The following is a 21,596-nucleotide window of genomic DNA, read 5'->3' as shown; positions in this document are numbered from 1 at the left end:
AGCCCGACCGGGGGAAACTTACCGCCCTAATACAACCACCCGTTAGCATCCGCACATTTGTTCGTTCCTGCGCGTCCCGATCGGGCGAAGAACACGTCTCTTCATTCAAGTCCACAAGACGAGTGAGGTCGCCAGCGATGAGCACAGAGGGTCTCTCGATGCCAGGTATCTCGGTGGGCGGCTCCGGAGCGGACGCCGCCGACCGGATGCGCCGTGCCGCCGGGGTCATGTCGTTCGCCAAGATCAAACGTCCGGTGCTGGTCGCGCTGGGCGTCGACACGCTCGCGATCTTCCTGGCCGCACTCGACGTCTGGCTGGTGATCCCCGAGAAGGCCCAGCCGTACTCCATCTACCTGTCCGGCATCGCGTGCCTCGGTCTCGCCTTCCGCCGCAAGCTGCCGTTCCTCGCGGTGATCGTCACCGTCCCCGGCTTCCTGGCGGGCTGGTCCCAGCTGGCCGCGATGATCGCGCTTGGCTTCCTCGCCACCCGCAAGCAGATGCACTGGCAGACCTGGACCGGGTTCGCGCTCGTCTTCACCTGCCGGTTCGTCCAGTGGCCGCTGGCCGACTTCGTCGAACTCAGCTGGCGCGAACACGTCCTGGACGGGATCTACGGCGTCATCGTCGCCGGGATGCCGGTGGCCATCGGCCTGCTGATCGGGGCGCGGACCGAGATCTCGCAGAAGCTCTCCGAACTCGCCGCCAGCCGCGACCGTGAGCGCCGCTTCCACGCCGACGCCGTCCGCGCGGAGGAGCGCGCCCGGCTGGCACGCGAGATGCACGACGTCGTTTCGCATCAAATCACGCTCATCGCGATGCAGGCCGGCGCGCTTCAGGCGCAGACCACCGACGCCCGCTCGCTCGAAACCGCGCAGGTCATCCGGAAACTCAGCACCAAGACCCTGGAAGAGCTGCGTTCACTCGTAAGCGTGCTGCGTTCGGGCTCCGGAGACGACGGCCCGCGGCCGGGGATCAACGAACTCGACCGGCTGATCCGCGGCTCGGACGTCCCGGTGCACCTCACCGTCGAGCGGATCCCCGACCTGCTGCCCAGCCAGGTTTCGGCGGCGGCCTACCGGACCGTGCAGGAATGCCTGACCAACGTGCACAAGCACGCGCCGGGCGCCACCGCGACCATCCGGATCCAGGGCGAGCACGGTTCCCTCAAGGTCGAGATACGCAATGAGCGCGCCCGGACGTCCGGTGCGGCCCTGCCCTCGGGAGGGCACGGGCTGACCGGACTGGCCGAACGCGCTCGACTGCTGGGTGGGAGCTTCGAGACCGCCGACACCGAGGACGGCGGGTTCCGGGTGCGTGCCCGGTACCCGCTCGACCGGTGACCAGCCGGGAGGCGGAGCTGCGCTGAACCAGGCTGGCCGCAGGCCCCGCTATCCCGGCGCCAGGGCGCGCCCCGCCACCCTGACGTTGGGCGGGGCGCCCTGGCGACGGGATCGCGGACGCGGGCTTTCAGTCCCGGAACACCAGAGGCTAGATCTCCCGGCGCTGGCGCAACCGCTCCAGCGCCTCGGCGAGGATGGCCTCGCCGTCGGCGTCGGAACGCCGTTCTTTCACGTAGGCGAGATGGGTCTTGTAAGGCTCGGTCCGCGGCGCGGCAGGCGGGTTCTGCTCGTCCTGTCCACCGGGGAGTCCGCAGCGCGGGCAATCCCATTCGTCGGGAATCTCGGCGTCCATCGAGAACGAGGGCTGCGCCTCGTGCCCGTTGGCGCACCAGTAGGAAATGCGGCGCCGCGGCGCCGACTCACCCCGCTCCGATTCGCCCGAAGGTCCGGCACCCACACGGGTGCCCCGAATCGCGTTACCGCCAACCATGAATCCTCACACCTATAGGGATCGGCGGCGCGCCCCCCATAGGCACGCCGAAACACCTGGATCGATCAGACCTTGAGCAGGAGCCCGAGGCCGATGATGCTGATCAGCCACACAGCGCCCAGCAGCAGCGTGATCCGGTCGAGGTTCTTCTCGGCCACGCTCGAGCCCGAGAGGCTCGACTGCATGCCGCCACCGAACAGCGACGACAGACCGCCCCCACGGCCGCGGTGCAGCAACACGGCGACCACCAGGAAAAAGCTGGAGGCGATCAACAGGATTTGCAGGAACAGCTTCATGTCATCCTCTGCGCTCTTGGAGAATGCAGGAAAACGGTGCGTGCCGGCGGCGCAGTGCTATCGGAAACACTGTCCACCAGAACACACCGTACTCCTGGACTCGTCCACTGCTGTGTGACGGACCGGATACACAGGTTACCCGGTTGGTGCCCCGATCAGGGCAGGGGCCCGCCCGCGGCGAGTGCGCAGAGTTTGGTGAACTCGTCACCATCCAGGCTGGCACCACCAACGAGGGCACCATCGATGTTCTCGCAGGCGACGAGGTCACTGATGTTGTTGGCCTTCGCCGAGCCGCCGTAGAGGACGCGGACCGAGGACGCGACCTCGGCACCGTATTTCTCGGCGAGGGTGGCGCGGATGGCTCCGCACACCTCCTCGGCGTCCTGCGGGGTCGCGACCTTGCCGGTCCCGATGGCCCAGACCGGCTCATAGGCGACGACGACGTCCTTGACCTGCTCGGCCTTGAGCCCCTTCAGGCCCTCCACCAGCTGGGTCGTGGTGTGGGCGATGTGCTCGCCCGCCTCGCGGACCTCGAGCTTCTCCCCCACGCACAGGATCGGCGTGATGCCGTGCTTGAGCGCGGCCTTGACCTTCTTGTTGACGAGTTCGTCGGATTCGCCGTGGTACTCGCGCCGCTCCGAGTGCCCGACGGTGACGAAGCTGCAACCCAGCTTCGCCAGCATCAGGCCCGACACGTCACCGGTGTAGGCACCGGAGTCGTGCGGCGACAGGTCCTGGGCGCCGTAGGTGAGCGACAGCTTGTCGCCGTCGGTCAGCGTCTGGACGCTGCGGATGTCGGTGAACGGCGGCAGGACCGCGACGTCGACCTTCGCGTAGTACTTCTCCGGCAGGGCGAAGGCGATCTTCTGAACCAGCGCGATGGCTTCGAGGTGGTTCTGGTTCATCTTCCAGTTGCCGGCGATGAGCGGTTTGCGCGCCACTAGTCGTTCTCTCCCAGCACAGCGACTCCGGGCAGTTCCTTGCCCTCCAGGTACTCCAGCGACGCACCGCCGCCGGTCGAGATGTGCGAGAAGCCATCCTCGGGCAGGCCGAGCTGCCGCACGGCCGCGGCGGAGTCGCCACCGCCGACCACGGTGAAGGCGTCGCTCTTGACCAGCGCTTCGGCCACGGCACGGGTGCCGCCGGCGAAGGACTCGAACTCGAACACGCCCATCGGGCCGTTCCAGAACACGGTCGCCGCGTCGGCCAGCTTGCCCGCGAACAGTTCGCGCGACTTCGGGCCGATGTCGAGACCCATGCGGTCGGCCGGAATGGCCTTCGCGTCGACGACGTCGAACTCCGCGTCGGCGGCGAAGCCCGTCGCGGCGAGGACGTCCACCGGCAGGATCAGTTCGACGCCGCGCTTCTCCGCCTCGGCGAGGAAGCCGCGGACCTGCTCCAGCTGGTCTTCCTGCAGCAGCGAGTTCCCGACCTCGTGGCCCTGGGCCTTGAGGAAGGTGTACGCCATGCCGCCGCCGATGAGCAGCCTGTCGACCTTGGTCAGCAGATTGGCGATCACGCCCAGCTTGTCCGAAACCTTCGCGCCGCCGAGCACGACCACATAGGGCCGGGCGAGCACAGTGTCTTTACCGGCAAGCCTCTTGAGGACGTCGACCTCGGCCAGCACCAGGCCACCCGCATACGCCGGAAGCGTTCGGGCGATCTCGTAGACCGACGCCTGCTTGCGGTGCACGACGCCGAAACCGTCGGAGACGAACGCGCCGCCCGGGACGAGCGCGGCCAGTTCGGCGGCCAGTTCCTGACGCTCGGCCTCGACCTTGCTGGTCTCGCGTGCGTCGAAGCGCACGTTCTCCAGCAGGGCCACCTGACCGTCGGTCAGGCCCGCGACGGTGGTCTTGGCTGACTCGCCGACCAGGTCACCCGCCAGCGGGACGTCGACGCCGAGCAGCTCGGTGAGCTTCGCGGCGACGGGCGCCAGCGAGAACTGCGGGTCCGGCTCGCCCTTGGGACGGCCGAGATGCGCCGTGACGACCACCTTCGCGCCCGCCTCGGCGAGGCGCTTGAGGGTCGGCAGGGCCGCGCGGACGCGGCCGTCGTCGGTGATCTTGTTCCCGTCGAGCGGGACGTTCAGGTCGGACCGTACGAGGACGAACCGGCCTGAGACGTCCTCGCTCAGCAGGTCTTCGAGGTTTTTCAGCGCCATCGGTCAGGAAAGCTTGGTGCCGACGAGCTTGACGAGGTCGGCGAGGCGGTTGGAGTAGCCCCACTCGTTGTCGTACCAGCCGATGACCTTGACCTGGTTGCCGATGACCTTGGTCAGCGGCGCGTCGTAGATGCAGGACGCCGGGTCGGTGACGATGTCGGCCGAGACGATCGGGTCCTCGTTGTAGCGCAGGATGTCTGCCAGGGGGCCTTCGGCGGCGGCCTTGTACGCGGCGTTGATCTCCTCGAGGGTCGCGCTCTTGGTCAGCGTGACGGTGAGGTCGGTGGCCGAGCCGGTCGGGATCGGGACGCGCAGCGCGTAGCCGTCCAGCTTGCCCTGCAGCTCCGGCAGGACCAGGCCGATGGCCTTGGCCGCGCCGGTCGAGGTCGGGACGATGTTCAGCGCGGCGGCGCGGGCACGGCGCAGGTCCTTGTGCGGCGCGTCCTGGAGGTTCTGGTCCTGCGTGTACGCGTGGATGGTGGTCATCAGGCCCTGCTCGATGCCGAACGAGTCCTGCAGGACCTTGGCCAGCGGGCCGAGGCAGTTCGTGGTGCAGGAGGCGTTCGAGATGATGTTCTGCGAGCCGTCGTACTTGTCGTCGTTGACGCCCAGCACCACGGTCAGGTCCTCGCCCTTGGCTGGCGCGGAGATGATGACCTTCTTCGCGCCGCCGGCGAGGTGCGCCTTGGCGGCGTCGGCGTTGGTGAAGAAGCCGGTCGACTCGACGACGACGTCCACGCCCAGGTCGCCCCAGGGCAGGTTGGCCGGGTCGCGCTCGGCGAGGGCCTTGATCGTCTTGCCGTCGACGACGATGCCTTCGTCGCTGACGCTGACCTCACCCGGGAACCGGCCGAGGATGGAGTCGTACTTGAGCAGGTGGGCCATCGTGGCGACGTCGCCGAGGTCGTTGAACGCGACCACCTCGATGTCGTGACCGGCGGCCTGCACGGCCCGGAAGAAGTTGCGGCCGATGCGGCCGAAGCCGTTGACACCTACGCGAACCGTCACTGCTGCCACTCCCTTGAGACTCGTCCGGGATCGCCCCGGTAAGACGTCCTTTACTCGGGCGCAACCCTAGCGTGCGTGCTCGGGCGGCCCTCTTTGCCCTGACGAGACTTCCACCACTCGGTGGGTCAGGTCAAGAATCGATCAAGTGGTTCGCCACCAGGAAGTCTGCGGAAAACTCTCAGCTTCGTTGTGCTAGCCGTCGCTCCAGCGGTGTCCGCATTCGTGGCGTGACTCGCACTTCTCCGAACCACCCGGCCAGGTGGTTCGCCTCCACCTCGACAGCCCGTTCCACGTCCGCGCCGACGTCCTCCAGGAAGTGGTGGACGACCTCGCCGTCCGCACGCTGTGCCCAGCCGCCGACGATCCGGCCACCGGCCCAGACGGTGGGCCCGATGTTGCCGGTGCCGTCGAACAGCGGCGCCCGGTGCGGGCCGAGATACCAGTCCCGCTCGATCCACCCCATCGACGTCGGGTCGAGCGACGGGAGCAACGCGACCCAGAGCTCGGGCTCGGCGACCGGCTCCAAGTCGTCGGCGAGCACCACCCCGGGAACACCGTCGAGGTCGACCTCGATCGGCTGAACGGCAGCGAGCGCCTTCTTCGTCTGCCCGGCCGTCCAGCCCGTCCACCATCGCAGGTCCGCGATCGGTGCCGGGCCGTAGGCGTAGAGCCACTTACGGGCGAGTTCGGCTCTGGCCTCGTCGGCGTCCCACTCGGTGAGGCCCTGTGGCAGCCAGTCGGCCATCGGGGCCCAGTAGTGCTGGCTGCTGATCCAGCTCCCGCGCGGGCGCCCGCGCACGATGCGCCCGTCGACCGCGAGCTGGAACAGGACCCGGCTGTTGACGTTGGCGATGGCCTCGTACGGTTTCCCCGCCGCCATGATGAGTTGCTGCTTCAGCCGGGGCTCGTCCTCCGCGAGCTGTTGCGCCGTCGCGGAACCACGGGCCTTCAGGGCGCGCTCGGTCGCGTCTTCGACCTCGGCCAGCCAGCGTTCCGGGTCGGGCACGTTCTCCGGGTGACCCTGCCTGCCGAGGTGCTGTTCGAGCAGGCGTCGCTGCTTCTTGGCGATGTCCGCCGAGCACGCCGCCTGGACGAGGGCCGCGTTCTCGCGCCCGGCCACGAAGACCGTGCGGCGCATGCCGAGCAGCCGGATCAGCGCGCGCTCCTCGTAGAGCGCGTTCTCTAGTTCCGTGACCCCGTCACCTTTGATCCGAGCCCACGTCGAGAGATGAACCGTCGACGGGTCGGTGGCGTGCAGCGCGACGACCGCGTCCGCCACGGCGTGCACCGACGCCGCGGGCGTGGCGAGGTGATGGCGCACGGCGAGCCGGGCACGGCGCTGGCGGACGTCGATCTTGGGGGTCACGGCTCGTTCCTACCACCGGACCCCGACAATCCCCGGCCGTGAGTGGCGATTCGTGTTCTAGCTGAACCTGTCTTATGTACCTACTGTGGATCACATGGCATTCAGTCATCAGGTTAGTGCAGGTCAGGGCGGGCGTCAGCCGGTGTTGAACTCGTATGCGCCTGTCGCGGAATCAGGCGGGGAAGCTGGAGAAGTGCGAGACCCAGCACGCCGACAACCGGGATGTGATCGACCGGTTGGGCGGCGTGCTGGATGAGAAGATCTCGGACCCGAAGCTGTCCGCGTGGAACCCGAAGGTGCATCGTCCAGGCTGGGACGGATCATGAAACGGGTCGCGGCGCGGGCGTCGGATGGGGTGGTGTTGTGGAACACCGACCGGGGTTGGCGGCAGTCACAGGACCTTGAGACCTGTTCAAAGTGATCGAGAGCACGGGCTATGCCTCGTACACGGTGGCGTCCTCACACGGCCGCTATGACCTCACCGACTACAACGATCGGTACCAGTTACGGCAGGAGGTGGCGCACAATCAGCGCAACTCCGATGAGGCGTCTCAGCGGATCTCCCGCCGGTTCGAGGTGCTGCGCAAGCGCGGTATCCCGCATCACCAGGGGCGCCGGTTCGGGTTCGGGGGTCTGGACCGGACCGTGCCGCGTGAGGAGTGGGTGGACGAGGACGGGAAGGACACCCGTAAGCCGGTTCCGGCGGAGTTGGTGGAGCGGGAACGCAAGGCGTTGAGGGACGCCACGGATGCGGTGTTGGCGGGGGTGTTTCAGTCCACCATCGCGGATGAGTGGAACGCGGCGGGGCTGCTCACGATCATGGGTAAGACGTGGCTGCCGCGTCAGGTCGGGGAGGTGCTGCTGAGGCCGATCAGTGCTGGTCTGATCGAGCATGACGGCGTGGTGGCCGCGCCTGGTACTGCGACGTCGGCGGGCATGCAGCTGTCCGGGATGCTCAGCCTCACGTCCTCGCTCGTGTCCGCTGCGCAGAAGGACAACGCGCAGCGTGTAGCCGCGCTTGACCATGCGGCTGATCTGGCGGTTCACGTAGGCGTGTGGCGCATGTCGGTGGCGCTGGAAGCCGGAGAACACGCGGACGCCATAAAGATCGCTGAGACGGTCGACCCGACTGCGCTACCCACGCCAACGCGGCGGTCGGCCTAATTATCGCGAGTACGGGCGCGCTCTCGCCAGATTCCCGAAACGCCGTGACGAAGCTGTGCTGATGCTCCGCCGGGCGGAGAAAATCTCGCCTGCCCGTATTCACCGGCACCCGTTTATGCGCTCGATCCTCGCCGAACTGGTCGCCAAGGGCACCAAACAGGATGCTGTTGGCCGCAAGCTTCGCGGCATGGCGTGCCGGTCAGGGCTGCGCGTCTAACTCGAACTTGTAGCCTATTCGAGTGTTTGCCACCGTGGCAAGTTTCGAATCTTGTCCGGCTCGAAACTGATCATGTGACTGCGCATGAAGGTGGAACACCTCCGGCCATCGGCGGGGAGAACGAGGATAACAGGGAGTCGGATGCCCAGTGCGGCAGCGAAAAGCGTTGACATAGCGGTCTGACAGATCCCGATTCGATAATCGGGGCCGTCGCCGTGCCGGTGAAATCGACCTCGAAAACCGCCATCATGGCACGACGATCACGGAGATGACCGAAGCCTACTGGGCGGAAGCAGCACGAATGCTGCGGGCATGGGACGCGGGGTGGCGGCCGTGATCCATGGAGCGCGGCCGGGGCGGCATGGTGGGCTGTATATCTGCTGGCATCGCAGCCAGTACGGCGGGCTGGACCATGCGGTCACAGACGAGGAATTCTTCCGTGCGCGCAAGGAAGACTCCCGTGGAGGGTATGTGGCCTTGTGCGGTCACGTGGTGCTGGCGGCGCCAATGCTCGTGCCGAACGGCCGCCCCTGCGAGGACTGCCGCGCATTCGTGCGGGCCTGGTCAGGTGTGCGCACCGTTCGACATCGGCAGCGGCCGACGCGTCATCGCGCACCGGCCGGATGGCGCCGTCTCGCCCGAAAATGCAGCCGTGCCACACCGCGAACACAAGATTAACCCATGTCGCAATTTCTTATTCGCAAATCCATAAATGAACCAGAATGGAACCCCATGCATGAAAACGTGTGGTGCTATACCGTTGACTGATACGAATGATGACAGGGAAGCGATGCAAGAGGTTGTCCGGGTTCAGCATCAACTGTCTAGGATCAGGAATCTCGAAAGTGGCCTTTGAACGGCGTGGGAATCGAGTTGGATGTGCACCCGTCGACTGTCTGGCGATGGGAGAACAACCCTGCATATGCCGGTAACGTCGGTGAGCTTCAAATGTATGCGCGCTTCCTTGGCTATACGCTTCGGATTCTGGTCGTTGCCGACAACAGCAATGAGTCACAAATCGTGATTTATGGGGATTCTCAGCATTCTGACGAGGTCATTACCGACGAAGTGGTGTTGTTTCATGACAGACGAGCAACGGGATACTGTGACGGTGGCCGCCGCGCGTGGGCGACTGGCCGAGGCTGGCGTTTCGCTCGCGGAGGCCGCAGCGACGCTACGGGCAGCGATCGGCAACGGCACCGTTCCGCCGGAGGCGACGGCTGCCCTGGCCTCCAGACTGGAAGACCTCGCAGGCCGGATGCGGCCCGAGCCGCCACACGGTGCCTCCGAGCGTCCCCGTGAACCTGGCGGGGGTGAGTAGATCTACTCAGCTCTGCCTGGGTAGTCGCCCCCGACCTGCGGAAATCATGTCCTCCCGGTGCCCTGCCGCCGTTGAACGGCCGGTTGCTGATCCCGTAAGTTGTCTGTGAGTGACCGGTAGACTACGAGGGAGGGCGTATGTCGGGATATCAGGTGGTCATCGACGGGATCAGACAGTCGGGGAAGGCCGCCGGGCGGGTCGCCGACGGGTTGCGGGGTGCGGCCGGTTCGGCCACTGTGCCCGGCGGTGACGCGGGCATTCCGGGTGCCCGTGCGGTAGGCAAGCTGGCCGAGGTGAAACAGGCTCTGCAAGACCGCGAGCGGTCTTTCGGGACCAGGCTGGACACACACGGCGCGTCCATGGCCACGGCGGCCGACCGCTACAGGACCCAGGACGCGGCCGCCGCCAGCGACCTCAGCACAGCGCCGCAGCCCACCGGCGGGGTGAAGGCGGTCTGATGGTCACCTGGGACGAGGTCACCCGCTGGGATCCCGCACCGCTGAGAGACGCGGTCGCCGCGATCAACGCCGCCTACAACAAAGTCGTCGCTTGCTCCGACGACCTACGTGACATCAACACGCCTTACGGCTGGCACGGCGACGCCGCCAGCGTGGCCGCCGCTGAGGTCAATCAGATCATCGACGGCCTGGAGGAATACGCCGCCGAGGTCGCCTCCTTGCGCCGCAGTTCTGGAGACGTCGGCGACGCGATCACCGGTATGCGGAACGCCGTCACCGAGGCCGAGGGTCTCGCCCGCACACACCATTTCGCCATCGGTGGTGACGGCGCGGTCAATGACAATGGTCCGCCACCGGACACCCCCGAGGACCAGAAAGAAGCGGTCGCCGCCGAACGGCGGGCGATCGCTGCCGAACTTCGCGATCGGGTCGAACAGGTTCTCCGTCAAGCCGTCGATATCGATGACGATTTCTGTGCGGTGCTCGACCGCATTCTTGCCGGGCACACCATCGACGCCACGGGGAATGACAACGAGAACACCTCGCTCGCCACCGCCGGTAACTCCGGCGCCGCCATGGGGTCACTGTCCATTCTCTCACCCCCACCGGTCGACGCGAGCGCATCGGCGAACGCCGCATGGTGGGCGGCTCTGTCGCAGAACCAGCGACTACGTCTGGTCAAGGACCACCCCGAGATGATAGGCAATCGTGACGGGGTGGCGGCGTGGGCACGCAGCAGTGCGAATATCGCCTCGCTCGAACATGAGCTTCAGGCATTGCAAGACGAGCGCACCCAGCTGATGAAGACAGCACCTCCCGACCTCAACAGGGATGTGCCCAGCGTTCACAAGTACCTGGAGAAGCTTGAGAAGCTGGACGAACGGTTGGCCGCTCTCGGCAAGGTGGACGGCCTGGTGAAAGGGCCTGACGGCAAGCCGAATCCCGATCGGCAGCTACTGTCGCTCGACCTGACCGGGGACCGGCTCAAAGCCGCCGTAGCCAACGGCAATGTCGACACCGCCGAGCACGTCGCGGTCTTCACCCCCGGAATGAACTCGTCGGTCGGCACCAACCTGGACGGCTACGTCGAAGACATGCGTAAGGTGCGCGATACCGCAGAAGACATCTTGGACAGCAAGGGCGACAGCAGTCAGGTGGCCACGGTGACGTGGCTCGGATATGAACCGCCGACCACGAGCAACCCAGCCGATATTCCCGACATCATTGATGGCAGCGCTGCCCGTGACGGTGCGGAAAAGCTCGCCCGGTTCGATCAGGGCATCAATGCCTCTCGCCCCGTGGACCCGCACCTGACCGCGCTTGGGCACTCCTACGGCTCACTGACTTCCGGTATCGCCCTCAACAGCCACACCGGTGTGGACGACGCCGTGTTCTTCGGCTCACCCGGCATCTCCGACACCCCGGCAGGCCAACCGCTCGGCGAGGCCGAGATCCGTCGGATGCAACTGGCCGAAGGCCACGCCTACAACCTCGAAGCCGACGGCGACGCCGTCGCCGACATCGGCTCACTCAGCAGTGGCCGCTACGGAACAGACCCCAGCGACATGGCGGGAATGAACCAGCTGCAGACCGGTGCGGCAGTCACACCAGACGGCCGACCACTCGCCGGATCAACTGGACACAGCGAATACACCAAAACCATGCCCGACGGCACCGACAGCACCAGCAAGTACAACATCGCCGCCGTCGTGTCCGGACACGCCGAACTGGCAATCCCCGCTCGAGGTTAAGGCTCAAACACGTGACCCACCGACCACACGCCCTGATCGCGGCCGTCTGCACAATCGGCCTGATCGCACTCTCCGCAGCAGCATGCAGCGACCCCGACGCATCCGGCCCCGGCAAGGACACCATGCCCACCCAACAACAGCAGTTCGCGACACTCCTGCAACGCCCCGACATCGATCAAGCACTCACCCGTCACAACGAGATGCGGAGCAAAATCCGCGACGCCCTCACCAGAGAACTCCCGACACCTCCATGGAAGGACAGCGGCCGGGGCGACAGCGTAGGCGGCTGCGCGCGAAGCTTCCCGAACATCCATCCCTATGACGGGCAGGAAGTACACCCGGCCAGCTGGGTCTCAGCGATAGCGCCTACGCCGGAGCAGTGGACGAAAGCAAAAACGATCATCACCGAGACCGCCGCGCCGTACGGCTTCACCACTGTGACCCTCAGCTCTGACAAGCCAGGCAACTATCAGTTCAGCCTCACCGACAAGGACGGAGCCGAGCTCTCTGTCGGGGCAGACAAAGCCTTCGTCATGGCCATCACCACTAGCTGTCACCTCACCGCCGAGGCCCACCGCCGTGGTACACCCCGCAGCACCGAGCCGGGCAAGTAAGACCGCACATGGTTCTCCTGCCCTTGTTTGCCCCGGCCAGCAGGGCAGGAGAACAAAATCCGCAGGTCGCGAGTAGGTAACTCAAACAGGGTCAGCTCTGACCGCCTTCACCACTCGCGACCCACCCGGCAGAAGCGGGACTCAGGCGTTGAGCGCGGCCGCCATCCAGGGGTGTCGCGAGGCCCGGAAGCCAGTAGATACCTGGACGCCTTTCGCGCTGACCCGAATCGCCACGCACCACTCAGGCCGAATCGGGGCTTTCGCGTGACCGCGGGGACGACACGCGTGATCCGACGGACGACACACCGACCCAGCCACTCCCGCCGCGAGCCGTCCGACTGGACACGCGTGTCGTCCATTCCATCACGCGAACCGCACGAGAGTAGGTACCCGAGACAGTCTTGGCCTGACCCGAATCGCCACTCACGATCCGCGCCCCGCCACCGCCGCTGAGACGTCCCGCGCCCTGGCGCAGCTAGATCCGCTCCAGCTCGATCACCGGGATGACCCGGCTGGTCTTGCGCTGGTACTCGGCGAACTGCGGCTGGATGGCGGACTGCCGGGCGTAGACGTCATCGCGTTCGGAGCCGGTGAGCACCCGCGCGCGGACCGGGAAGATTTCGGTGCCAAGTTCGACCTTGGTGTCCGGATGGGCCACCAGGTTGTGGTACCAGGCCGGGTTCTCATCAGTGCCGCCCTTGCTGGCGAAGATGTAGATCCGGTCGCCCTCCAGGAGCGGGACCAGCGGCGCGATCCGTTCGGTGCCGGACTTGGCCCCGGTGTGGTGCACGAGCACCAGCGGAAAGCCCTCGAACATGCCGCCGGCCTTGCCACCGGTCTCCCGGAATTCGGTGATCACGCCGCGGTTGATCTTGTCGAAGTCGAAGTCGATCGTGTCTGCCATGACCTCGATCGTATGGGGCGTGCCGTGCTCGTATCGATGCCCGAAAACCCTATGAACATATCCATCTGTCGCACTATTGTCGGCGATATGGATTTGTTGGCCGAAACTCTCGCCGTGGGTGGCGTCCGAGGCGCCGCCGGGGCCAGGATCGAGGCGTCCGGGCCGTGGGGGATCCTCTGGCACGGCATCGCGGGCGCGGCCTTCTACGCCGTCACCTGCGGCACGGCTTGGCTGGACGTGGCGGGTCACCCACCGCGGCAGCTCATGCCCGGCGACGTCGTCCTGCTGCCGAACGGACCGGAACACACCCTGCGCAGCGCCCCGGGCGCCCCGATCATTCCCCAGCTGTGCACGGCGGCGGAGCGAGCACGGAAGTGCGGCGGGGTGCTGCGCCTCGGCTCCGGGGAGGTGCAGACCCACATCCTCGGCGCGTCCTACGACTACGACCCGGCGGTGTCCATCCAGGTGCTGGCCACCCTGCCGGAACTGGTGCACATCCGCGCGAACCACGACGGCGGCGGGCTGGACGACACCGTCCGGCTGCTGTCGCGGGAACTGGCCCGTCCGCAGATCGCGACCGAGTTCGTCCTCAACCGGCTCGTCGACATCCTCCTGGTCCAGCTGCTCCGCGTGTGGCGGACGGAGAAACCGGCCGAGACGCGGGGAACCTGGCTCGGCGTCCTCGGCGACCCGCTGATCAGCGTTGCCCTGGTCAAGATCCACGAGGATCCGGCGAAACCGTGGACCACCGACCTGCTCGCGGCGGAACTGTCGACCTCACGCAGCACGCTGACCCGCCGCTTCCGCGAAACGACCGGACGGACTCCTGGCGACTACCTCACCCAGTGGCGGATGGACCTGGCCGCGGTCCGGCTCCGCGACACCGCCGACACGGTGGACGCCATCGCTCACTCGGTCGGCTACACGTCGGTCTACGCGTTCAGCCGGGCTTTCCGGCGCGCACGCCAGCAGGCGCCTGGGCAGTACCGGACCTCGACCCGGTCACGGCCTGTCCCGGCCGAGTGACCGGGACGACGTCGAGAAGCTCTTTCAGGCCTTCGAAATCCTGCGGGTTGGTGGTGTACAGCGGCATCCGGTGCGCGATGGCCACACTGGCGATCATCAGATCGGCCACCCGCCGCCGGGGTGTCCTGCCCATCGCGAGCACAGACGCCGACACTCGGCCGAAGATCCGCGCCGCCTCCGTGCCGAACGGTAACGGGTCGAACTCGGACTCCACCCGTTGCAGCAGCTCCGTGCGCCGGGCCCGTTCGGCGGGGTCGGTGGCGTAATGCGGACCGGCCGAAAGCTCGGCGAGCGTGATCGTGCTGATCGACATCAGATCCGGCAGCTGGGCGTGATCGATCGCCCGCCGGAGAATGAGGATGTTCGTGTCGAGCAGGCCGTGTACCTCAGCGGCCATAAGGATCGTCAGCCTCCCCCGCGAAGGCGTCGTCGAGGTCCGCGCAGAACCTGTCCGGGTCGATGAGCGGAGCGTTCGCCGAGACGGCGGCGAACTGGTCCCGGGACACGGCGTGCCGTCGGCACAGCGGGACCAACTGGGCGATGGGCGAGCCGCTGCGGGTCACGGTGAAGGTCTCACCATGCTCGACCGCGTCCATGATCTCGCCGGAGCGGTTCCGGAGATCACGCTGGGAAATCTCATGCTGAACGCTCATGGCCAGATGATAGCACCTGGTGGCACCTGGTGGCACCGAGAGCTCAAGCGGTCTCTTCCTCCGGTTCCTCCGACGGCCGCGTGAACAGCCGCGTGGCGGAGAGTCGCGCGACGCCGTCCGGCTCCCCGAGGTCGTCGGTCGCGTTCCGGATCGTGGCGTCGACGGACAGGTATTTGCGGCCCGCCCGCAGATCAGCGTCGTTGCGCAGCCGCACGATCAGCGGGAACTCACTCAGCGCGCCGGCGTCGAACAGACCTGTGGTGTAGATCAGCTGGACACCCAGCGCCTCCGCGACCGCACGCTGCAACTCCAGCAGGTAACCCGCCGACGCGCGGCCGATCGGGTTGTCGAGGAACAGCACGCCGGAGTGCCGGTCGCGTGCCTTGCCGCGGTTGTTCGCCCGCAACGCGGCGAGCGTGCAGTACAGGATGATCGCCGCGGTCAGCTGCTGCCCGCCGGAGAACACGTCCCGGATCTCGGAGACTCGCTGCCGTTCGGTCCGCAGCACGGAGTCCGGCTTCAGAATGTCGACCCGGAACCCCTTGGGAGCGGCGGCCTGCACGCCACGCAGCACGAGCGAGAGTCCGTCCCGCTTGACGTCCCGGCCGTCGGAGGTCTTGCCCACCGCGGCCTCGTCTACGACCTCGCCCAGTTTCTCGGCGAGCACGTTCTCCTCGAGTTCGGTGAAGCGGATCCGCAGGAACTCCTGGCCCGACCAGTCGCCGAGTCCGTCGGGCAGCCGCGAAACCCGTTGTGCCGCGCGAAGAGTACGCAGAGCACCGTCGACCATGCCCTGCAGCCGGGTGATGATGCCGCCACGGTGCCGGTCGATCTGCGCGAGGTCGTCGGTGAGCGTGCGCAACCGCGGCCGCAGCGCCTCGGCCCATTCCGCGGCGTGCGCGGGCAGCTGATCTCGGCGGACCGAGATCACCTGCTGCCGCACCGGCGTGCTGAGCTTTTCGAACCGCTTGTCCGTGGCGTACTGCGCGAGCTGGTCCGCCGCGGCCCGCACCCGGCGGTCGCCCGCGTCGGCGGCGTCCTGCGCCTCGGTGAGCGCGGTGTTGAGCCGGGAGTGCTTGGTACGGGCCGATTCGACGTCGCCGTCGAACGCCACCTCGCCGTCCTCTTTGGACAAGAGATGTGCCATGGACTCGGCCAGCAGGCCGAAACCGGACGCGGACGTCTTCGCGGACTCCAACGTCGCCTCGGCCGCGGCTCGGCGCTCCTGCAGTTCCTCCCATTTCCGCGCGGCGGCGGACACTTCGAGGCTGGCGTCGTCGATGAGCGCCAAGCCGTGCTCGATGTCCTGCGGCCGCGCGTCGGACGAGATCGCGGCGAGTGCTGACGGCTGTTCCGGAAGCTGGCTCAGTTCCGCCTTGCGGGTCGCGACGAGCCCGACGATCTCGGTGCGTTCCTCCTCCAGCACCACGACCGCCCGGTTCGCCCGCGCCTGCGCGGCGGCCCGCGCGGAGGCGTCGGAACCGTCCGGCGTCTCCAGCAACGCCGAGGCCCGCTCGCGGACGGCGTCGTCCAGCGCCTCGACGGCCGCCCGCGCGGACGCCTCGACGCTTTCCGCCTGGTCGAGTTCGGCCCGCAGATCGCTGCCGACCTCGACCTTCGAATACGCCTCGGACGCGGACGCGAAGGTGCGCCGCAACGCGTCGACCGGTTCAGCCGGGACGGCGTCGTCCTCGGTGACGTCACTCGATCCCGGGACCTCGGCCAGTTCCGACTTCGCGGTCGTCGCCGTGCGCCTGTGCCCGTCGGCGGTGCGTTGTTCCTCACCCGCCTGCTCGCGCAGCCTCGAAGCCTTCACCGCGGCTTCGGATGCCGTCGACTCGGCCCGTTCGGCGGTCTCCGTCGCGCGTTCGGCGTCGTCCGTCCACTCGGGAATCTTCGCGGCCCGCGTGGCCAGCGCTTCGAGCCCTCGTGCCCGCTCCCCCGCCCCGGCCGACGCCGTCCGCAGCTCGGGGACCCGCTCGCGCAGCCCGGTCGCCTTCTCCCCGAGCCGCTGGAACTCCTTTTCGGCCTGTTCCAACGCGGTCCGCGCGGTCTCGTGCGCGGTGCGGGCGTTCTGCGACTGTTCGGCCAGTGTCGCGATACTGCCGGGAGGGTAGTCCTCGCGCCAGGTCTTGAGTTTCCACGACAGCGCGCTGTCGTCGGCCAGCGACGTCGCCAGCGCCTCCAGCCGGCGCTGCCGTTCCGCGTGCCGGAGCGCGATCGCCTCGCGCTCGGCGTCGGCCGCTTCCTCGTCGTACATCGCCGGATTGGGCGGCACGAGGAATTCGATGCCCACCTCGCCCGGCAGGCGGTCGGCCGTGGTGGCCTCGGTCGTGGCGACCGGGATGATCGTGGTGGGCAGGAGCCGCCGCTCCGCCAGTACCTTCTCGGCGAGCCGGACCTGCTCCGGTTCGTTGAGCAGGATTCCCGAGACCAGCTGCGGCGCGCGAGCCAGCACGGCCGCACGCCGCTTCTTGTCCAAAGTGGACAGGTAGCGCCAGCCGGACCAGGCGTTCATCCCGGCGGCTTCCAGCGCGTCCAGCGCGGCCTGTACCTCTTCGGTCGCGGGCAGGAGACCACCGGAGCCGAGCGCGTTCAGCGCGCGCTCGTCGACCGATTCCTCCATCCGCAACGCCGTCTGCTCCTTCTCGGCGGTCGAACCCGCCTCGCGCAGCCGTTCCAGCAGTACCGGCAGATCCGTCTCCAGCGCGACGTCGTCGGCGCCGAGGAGGTCGGCCAGCCGGGGTTCGACGGCGAGGGCGTCGGTGCGCCGGTTGGCCCGGTCGAGTTCGTCGGCCGCGCGTTCCAGCCGGTCCTTGGTGGACCCAGCGAGCCGGTGCGCGTCGTTGACGGTCGCTTGTGCGGCCCGCAGATCTTCGGCGACCCGTTCGAGTTCCTGTTCGCGGCGGACGAGTTCCGCGGCGGTCGTCTCGGCCTCCGTCCTGGTCAGACGCGCGGCTTCGGCGACGTCGGCCCCGGCCTCGAGCGCGCCGGACCGGACGGTTTCCGCGATCTCCTCCCGGATTTCGGCGATCCGGGCGCCCAGCCCTCGGGCCTCCGCCCGGCGCGAGGCCGCGAGATTCGCCGACTCGTCACGTTCGGACTGGGCCTTCTCCGCCTCCGCACGCAAAGCGCCGACATGGGCCTCGGCCTTCGCGGCCTGATCGGTGGCGTTCTTCGCGAGCGCCAGCAGGCCTCGCGCGAGCGCGGTCGCGGCGGTGTTGCGCGCCTGCAGCGCGGGTTGCGCCTTCTGCTCGCGATTCCCCACCAGTTCCCGGAAATTGCGGGCCTTGCGGGCGGCGTTGAGGTGGTTGAGCACGGTGGCGCATTCACGCCACGCCTCGGCGGCGGTCTTGGCCTCGGCCAGTTCGCCGTCGACCCGTTTCTTGCTCTCCCGCGCCTCGTCGAGCCGCAGTTTCCCGACCAGGCGCCGGAGTTCGGTGACCCCGGCGGTGAGACGGCGATGGTCGCCCTCGGCCAGCTTCTCCGCGGACTTGACCTCGTCGACGTGCTGCGCGAGCCCGCCCAGCCGTTCGTTCTCGAGTTTGTCACGCGCGGCGACCTGAGCGGCCAGCGTCCGCATCTCGGCACGGGCCGCGTCGGCGAGCTTCCGCGACGCCGCGGCGACGCCTTCCTCCTCCGCCAGGGGCGTGAGCAGATCGAGCGCCCCCGCGACGAAGTCCCGTTCCGACAACAGATCCCCGCGCTGGGCGAGGTTGTGCGCGTAGGTCGCGACGACCTCGGCGAGATCCTTCGGCTCCTCCTCCGAAAGCACCGCGCGCAGCAGGAACTCGACGAACGCCTCGTCGGTGCTGAACGCGAACGCGTCCGCCGCCTCGCCCTCACCGGCGTTCATCGCGCGCTGGTACCGGAAGAGTTCGGTGTCGAGGCCGAGACCGTCCAGCCGGGACGTCCATTCGTGGTGACGCCGGGTCCAGAACAGCTCCAGCTCCGGCTCGCCGCCGTGCACCTTGTCGAGCAGGTCGTGGAAGCCGGACATCGTCAGGAGCCTGCCGTCCGACGTCAGCGGCAGCGTGTCCAGATCGAGCGAAGGCGTGGGACGGAAGCAGTACCAGGAGTCGACGAGATTCTCCGAATCCGCCGACACCACGTGCCCGCGCCATTCCGACACCTTGCCGGTGATCACCCGATGGCCGGTCTCGACCTGAAGCCACTCCAGCGCGACGTGGGAAACGTCCTTGGCGGCGACGAACTTCTCCAGCACCTTGGTGTTCGTCGTGCCGACGACCTGACGGCGGCCGGGCAGCATGACCGAGAAGATCAGCTTGATCAGGACGGATTTGCCGCCGCCGTTCTCCAGGAACAGCACACTCGCCGGCGACGGCCGCCGCGGCGGCCCCTCCCCTGCCAGGTGGATCCCGGCGCTGAACAGCGCGTCCTGTTGGGGCGCGGTGATGGCCGCGCCCACGCCGCTGAAGTCCAGCACGACGTCCTGGTACCGCGCGCCCGCCGGGCCCACCGAGTGCAGGCGAACCCGCGAAAGCTCGTACATCTCTCAAGTCCCCTTGTTAGAGCGTGTCCGACGCGGCCGCGCGCAGGGTCCCGCCGCCGTTGGCGACCGAGACCACGTTCAGCGCGAGCAGATCGTCGAAGGCGGCGTCGGCGGCGAGTTCGCGCACTTGCACCTGATAGCGCGGCGTCGTGCGATAGGTACCGCCCTGTTCTCCGCTGACCTGCACGAGGAAACCTTGATCCGCGAGGAAGCGCAGCGCACGCGCGACCATGCCGCGGGTGGTGTCCGAAGCCAGCCTGCCGTCCTTGGTCGCCGCCGCCGCCGGACGACGGGCGTAGGCGCGCCACGCTTGTTCGAGCTCGGGCGCGTCGGCCAGCGGATCGTTGTTCGACTCGGCCGCCGCCGCGCGCTCGTCGAGGATCCGGCAGGCCTCGCGCACCATGGCGTCCACCTGCTCGACGCTGACGCGGCCGATGTAGGTGTCGTTGGCGAGGTCGTCCGGGCGCGGGTAGCCGAGCGCGGCGGTGGCCAGGTGGATGAGCCCGTGCAGGACCTTCTCGGTCTCACGGCGCTCGCGGATCTTGCTCTGCCGCGCGTAGCTGTCCATCTTGATCTCGAAGACGGACTCGTCGGTCGCCGCCAGCACGGCACCGGCCTGGAGGTTGACCTCCAGCACCATCAGCCCGAGCCCGGCCGCGACGGCGTGCGTGAGCTGTTTGAACGCCCTGTCCTCGCCGTAGCGCCGGACGAGGTCGCCGTAGACGACGTCCCGCGACGGCAGCTGCTTCGGGCGCATGCCGAACGAGACGAGCCGGGCCGCGGATTCGACGTCCCCTGGAGAAATCCCCGTCGTCACGCGACCTCCTCTTCGTCGTGGCGATCGACCCACGCCGACGAGAGCAGCAGATCCGCTCCGCCGAACTCCGGGTCTTCGAGCAAAGTGCCGTCGTCGACGGCCAGCAGTACCTGGCGCTCTCCCAGCCGGAGCGCCGCGCCGACCCCGGGACTGTAGGCGTGCACCGCGCGCAACGCGACCAGGGCGGGCAGCCCCGGGTCGATCCGGCGGGCCTCTTCGAGCAGGCCGGACAGCCGTCGCGGCACCTCGGGCAGATCGAGCAGGTCGTCGGCGAGGCGCCACTGCTCGTCGCCGAACCTGTCGGTGACGTCGGCGGGCATCAGCTCGGGCTCGGGGATCTCGCCGACGAGCTGGTCGCGTTCCGGTGCCGGCCGCAGCAGCAGCGACACCAGCGAGGACAGCGACGGCACGGTCGGCGGGGAGATCCCGGCCCCGGCGTGGAAGAAGGACTCGGCCGGCGCGACGGCGTCGGCGATCGGCAGGCCCAGCGTCGGCATCAAGAGCTGGCCGAACAGGTCGATCGTGGCGCGCTGCGGCGGCCCGGAGAACTGCTGGCGGTCCTGTTCGGCACGGAACACCGCCCCGGCGTCGGCCAGCCGCGACTGCAACCGGGTGTGGCGGCGGATGCAGTCGCCGACGATGTCGACCAGTTCGGCGGCGCGGCGTTTCCGGTCGAGGTCCTCGGTCTCGTCCCTCGACGCGGTGATGTTCTTAAGGATCGCGTTCTCGGCGCGGAACCGGGACTCGATATGGGACAGCGCCTGGTCCAGCAGGTCCGGGACCTCACGCTCCCAGTCGACCGCGCGGACGTCGCGACGGGTGGCGTCGAGTTTGGCACGCAACGTCTCGCCGTACTGGACGGTGCGGTAGCGGGCCTGTTCGGCGGCGAGTTTCGCGTCGGCGAGACGGCCGCGATTGATCAGGTTCTCCAGTTTGACCTCGGCCGCGATCTGGGCAGATTCGACGTCGGTGTCCAGCGCGCCGACGAGGACGTTGATCGCCTCGTCGGTGGCGCGCAGGTAGACCTCGCCGTCGGGCGCGGCCAGCTCCACGAGCAGTTTGAAGTCGAACTGCCGCCGCTGGTAGCCGCCGCCGGGGCCGATGGAGCCGTAGACGCGGCGGAACCCGCGGTCGGTGGTGCCGACGTTGATCAGGTTGTCGAGCACCCAGCGGGCCACCTTGGCGTGCTCGTCCGGGGTCCGGCCGGGGGCCTGGAGCGCGACGAACGGCAGCAACCGCACGATCACCTGTTCGTGGTCGGCGCCGGTGTCGAAGTCCATCGACACGGTGACCTGGTCGATCGTGTGCAGCGCGATCTCGGCCATCTGGTAGATCGTGGCGTCCGCCCAGTCCAGCTTCGCCTTGCGCGCGTCGAGGTCGTGCAAGGGCGCGGTGCAGGCCAGCGCCTTGAGGCGGCGTGTCAGCCCCTCGTCGGCCAGCCCCATCCCGGTCAGCTCGTCGTCTCGCACAGCAGGCCAGGCTAGTCGCCGCCCC

Annotated in this window: 19 protein-coding genes; 7 read left to right on the top strand and 12 right to left on the bottom strand. The window is 68.0% G+C overall.

Annotated elements, in window-relative coordinates:
- The first annotated feature begins 137 nt into the window (after positions 1–137).
- Complete coding sequence (locus BS329_RS25370) at positions 138–1,340, top strand: sensor histidine kinase (protein ID WP_076163744.1); 1,203 nt, start codon at positions 138–140, stop codon at positions 1,338–1,340.
- Positions 1,341–1,488: 148 nt separating this feature from the next.
- On the opposite strand, the gene BS329_RS25365 is transcribed toward BS329_RS25370, so the two are convergent.
- From BS329_RS25365 to BS329_RS25340, 6 genes are all read right to left on the bottom strand, one after another.
- Positions 1,489–1,830, bottom strand: coding sequence for an RNA polymerase-binding protein RbpA (locus tag BS329_RS25365; RefSeq protein ID WP_037320937.1), 342 nt, complete (start codon positions 1,828–1,830; stop codon positions 1,489–1,491).
- Positions 1,831–1,895: 65 nt separating this feature from the next.
- On the bottom strand, positions 1,896–2,126 hold the full coding sequence (gene secG, locus BS329_RS25360) for a preprotein translocase subunit SecG (RefSeq protein ID WP_005152283.1): 231 nt from the start codon (positions 2,124–2,126) through the stop codon (positions 1,896–1,898).
- A 155-nt stretch (positions 2,127–2,281) separates the two neighbouring features.
- Entirely contained in the window at positions 2,282–3,067 is a 786-nt protein-coding gene (tpiA, locus tag BS329_RS25355; RefSeq protein WP_076163743.1) for a triose-phosphate isomerase, read from the bottom strand.
- Positions 3,067–4,284, bottom strand: a complete 1,218-nt coding sequence (locus BS329_RS25350; protein WP_279628187.1) for a phosphoglycerate kinase — start codon at positions 4,282–4,284, stop codon at positions 3,067–3,069. Before BS329_RS25350 ends, tpiA begins: the two co-directional genes overlap by 1 nt.
- Positions 4,285–4,293: 9 nt before the next feature.
- Positions 4,294–5,298 carry a type I glyceraldehyde-3-phosphate dehydrogenase gene (gene gap, locus BS329_RS25345; RefSeq protein WP_076163741.1) on the bottom strand — a complete coding sequence of 335 codons (1,005 nt, stop codon included), beginning with the start codon at positions 5,296–5,298 and terminating at the stop codon, positions 4,294–4,296.
- Between the two features lie 178 nt (positions 5,299–5,476).
- Positions 5,477–6,664 (bottom strand): winged helix DNA-binding domain-containing protein, encoded by a 1,188-nt coding sequence (locus tag BS329_RS25340; protein ID WP_076163740.1) that lies wholly within the window; start codon positions 6,662–6,664, stop codon positions 5,477–5,479.
- 155 nt (positions 6,665–6,819) lie between these two features.
- Between BS329_RS25340 and BS329_RS43500 the strand changes: the two genes are divergently transcribed.
- The 5 genes from BS329_RS43500 (at position 6,820) to BS329_RS25320 (ending at position 12,189) form a co-directional block, all read left to right on the top strand.
- Positions 6,820–6,990, top strand: coding sequence for a hypothetical protein (locus BS329_RS43500; RefSeq protein ID WP_158075832.1), 171 nt, complete (start codon positions 6,820–6,822; stop codon positions 6,988–6,990).
- Positions 6,991–7,081: 91 nt separating this feature from the next.
- Positions 7,082–7,828: a hypothetical protein gene (locus tag BS329_RS25335; protein ID WP_076163739.1), complete on the top strand. Its 747-nt coding sequence runs from the start codon at positions 7,082–7,084 to the stop codon at positions 7,826–7,828.
- Between the two features lie 1,675 nt (positions 7,829–9,503).
- Complete coding sequence (locus tag BS329_RS25330) at positions 9,504–9,824, top strand: DUF6317 family protein (protein ID WP_076163738.1); 321 nt, start codon at positions 9,504–9,506, stop codon at positions 9,822–9,824.
- Entirely contained in the window at positions 9,824–11,575 is a 1,752-nt protein-coding gene (locus BS329_RS25325) for an alpha/beta hydrolase (RefSeq protein ID WP_076163737.1), read from the top strand. The genes BS329_RS25330 and BS329_RS25325 overlap by 1 nt, the downstream gene beginning before the upstream one ends.
- Before the next feature lie 11 nt (positions 11,576–11,586).
- Positions 11,587–12,189: an LppA family lipoprotein gene (locus BS329_RS25320; protein ID WP_076163736.1), complete on the top strand. Its 603-nt coding sequence runs from the start codon at positions 11,587–11,589 to the stop codon at positions 12,187–12,189.
- 475 nt (positions 12,190–12,664) lie between these two features.
- Here the strand turns inward: BS329_RS25320 and BS329_RS25315 are convergent, their stop codons facing one another.
- Positions 12,665–13,093, bottom strand: coding sequence for a nitroreductase/quinone reductase family protein (locus BS329_RS25315; protein ID WP_076163735.1), 429 nt, complete (start codon positions 13,091–13,093; stop codon positions 12,665–12,667).
- A gap of 87 nt (positions 13,094–13,180) precedes the next feature.
- Here BS329_RS25315 and BS329_RS25310 point away from each other — a divergent pair, with 87 nt between their 5' ends.
- Complete coding sequence (locus tag BS329_RS25310) at positions 13,181–14,119, top strand: AraC family transcriptional regulator (RefSeq protein ID WP_076163734.1); 939 nt, start codon at positions 13,181–13,183, stop codon at positions 14,117–14,119.
- On the opposite strand, the gene BS329_RS25305 is transcribed toward BS329_RS25310, so the two are convergent.
- Genes BS329_RS25305 through BS329_RS25285 form a run of 5 tightly spaced genes read right to left on the bottom strand, consistent with a single transcriptional unit; the run spans position 14,034 to position 21,547 of the window.
- Positions 14,034–14,516 carry a type II toxin-antitoxin system VapC family toxin gene (locus tag BS329_RS25305; protein WP_244197286.1) on the bottom strand — a complete coding sequence of 161 codons (483 nt, stop codon included), beginning with the start codon at positions 14,514–14,516 and terminating at the stop codon, positions 14,034–14,036. The genes BS329_RS25310 and BS329_RS25305 overlap by 86 nt on opposite strands.
- Positions 14,506–14,772 (bottom strand): type II toxin-antitoxin system Phd/YefM family antitoxin, encoded by a 267-nt coding sequence (locus BS329_RS25300; RefSeq protein WP_076163733.1) that lies wholly within the window; start codon positions 14,770–14,772, stop codon positions 14,506–14,508. Before BS329_RS25300 ends, BS329_RS25305 begins: the two co-directional genes overlap by 11 nt.
- A gap of 43 nt (positions 14,773–14,815) precedes the next feature.
- Positions 14,816–19,285, bottom strand: coding sequence for a coiled-coil domain-containing protein (locus tag BS329_RS25295; RefSeq protein WP_076163732.1), 4,470 nt, complete (start codon positions 19,283–19,285; stop codon positions 14,816–14,818).
- 16 nt (positions 19,286–19,301) lie between these two features.
- Positions 19,302–20,042, bottom strand: coding sequence for a hypothetical protein (locus BS329_RS25290; protein ID WP_076163801.1), 741 nt, complete (start codon positions 20,040–20,042; stop codon positions 19,302–19,304).
- A gap of 56 nt (positions 20,043–20,098) precedes the next feature.
- Positions 20,099–21,547, bottom strand: a complete 1,449-nt coding sequence (locus BS329_RS25285) for a hypothetical protein (protein WP_076163802.1) — start codon at positions 21,545–21,547, stop codon at positions 20,099–20,101.
- Positions 21,548–21,596: the final 49 nt, after the last annotated feature.

This window comes from Amycolatopsis coloradensis (assembly GCF_001953865.1).
Taxonomy (GTDB): Bacteria; Actinomycetota; Actinomycetes; order Mycobacteriales; family Pseudonocardiaceae; genus Amycolatopsis; species Amycolatopsis coloradensis.
The sequence above is the reverse complement of the archived record's forward strand: the minus strand, read 5'-3'. Positions and strand labels throughout refer to the sequence as shown.